The 817-nt window shown below is 38.7% G+C and carries 1 protein-coding gene; it reads left to right on the top strand.

The features are described 5' to 3' along the window. A partial coding sequence (locus FY049_RS22200; protein ID WP_446084430.1) for an HlyD family type I secretion periplasmic adaptor subunit occupies positions 1 to 742 on the top strand: 742 nt, incomplete at its 5' end. Positions 743 to 817: the final 75 nt, after the last annotated feature.

Below are 817 nucleotides of genomic sequence, written 5' to 3'. Positions count from 1 at the left end.
TTCGCGTCGCGCAAATTTGGATGAGTCGATTACTGGTTTAAAGCACGCATTGTCTTTGGTTCAAAATGAATTGCAAATGACTCAACCTTTGGTGGCGAAAGGTGCTGCTTCTGAGGTTGAAGTGCTACGCTTAAAACGAGATATCAATAATTTTGAAAATCAAATTAACGACAAGCGGAATGACTACTATGTAAAGTCACGTGAAGAATTGGCAAAAGCCAATGCTGATATTCAGTCATTACAGCAAGTTGTTGCTGGTCGTAATGATTCAGTGACACGCTCTACTTTTAAAGCACCAGTACGTGGTGTGGTTAAAGAAATTGCGGTGACAACCATTGGTGGGGTTATTCCACAAAATGGTAAATTGATGACCATTGTACCGATTGATGAGCAGTTATTGATTGAAGCGCGTATTTCGCCACGAGATATTGCGTTTATTCATCCGGGCCAACCTGCATTGGTAAAAATCACAGCATATGATTATTCAATTTATGGTGGCTTAGAAGGGAAAGTAACGGTGATTTCTCCTGATACCATCCGCGATGAAGTTAAACAAGATCAGTTCTACTATCGAGTCTATATTCGGACCGATAAAGATAAATTGACCAATAAGGCGGGGAAATCTTTCTCAATAACGCCAGGTATGGTGGCAACGGTAGATATTCGTACTGGTCAAAAAACAATTATTGAATACTTGTTGAAACCGTTTAATAAAGCCAAAGAAGCGTTAAGAGAGCGATAATTGCATCATATGATGATTATTTTAAAAACCAATCTTCGGATTGGTTTTTTTGTGCTTTTACAGTTTTGTGATCAA

It is taken from the genome of Acinetobacter sp. 1125_18A, assembly GCF_052824985.1.
The sequence above is the reverse complement of the archived record's forward strand: the minus strand, read 5'-3'. Positions and strand labels throughout refer to the sequence as shown.